Here is a 598-nt window from a genome sequence, read left to right as displayed (position 1 = left end):
GCAGATAGCTGGTTTTCCACGAAATATATTAAAGTATAGCCCTATCATAGTTATTATATCAGTACAGCTCCTAGTATCCAAAGATCTTACGATCTTTGGTTACAGCTTGAAGTATCGAAAGATACGGAGAGAGTATCCAAAGATACAGTTTGTATCTATATTGGGGGATTATAATGATCCTATCAATGATACTAGACCTCGGAAGGGAATAATAATAATATAATAGGAGTCAGACTATATGTGATAAGGTATATAGTCAAAAGGGAAACAGCCCTGGATATTAAGTAAGGTTCCAAAATATATTACCAGTGAAATAAACAATATTATTATATTATACTACTAGTTGGTGGGTTTGACAATAACTATCCTTTAATGAACATGTAACAATGCACTAGTCGAACAAATAAAAATATAATCATATTGGACAATATACGGATCTAATAATATTACCGTTCTTATATATAATTAATTATATTATATTGATAATATAATTAATTATGGTAGTGGAACATCTAATGAAAATTTTATAATTCATTATATTATATTGATAAGATAATGAATTACTGTAACAAAAAAATTAATTCTGAGAAATTAATTA

The 598-nt window shown here is 27.3% G+C and carries 1 rRNA gene; it reads left to right on the top strand.

The window, feature by feature from the left end:
• Window positions 1-551: ribosomal RNA gene (locus IE038_RS25690) — 23S ribosomal RNA — on the top strand; the annotation flags it as partial.
• Window positions 552-598: the final 47 nt, after the last annotated feature.

Source organism: Pseudomonas laurentiana (assembly GCF_014648275.1).
GTDB classification, from domain to species: Bacteria; Pseudomonadota; Gammaproteobacteria; order Pseudomonadales; family Pseudomonadaceae; genus Aquipseudomonas; species Aquipseudomonas laurentiana.
Note: the sequence above shows the minus strand (reverse complement) of the source record. Positions and strands in the feature narration are given on the sequence as shown.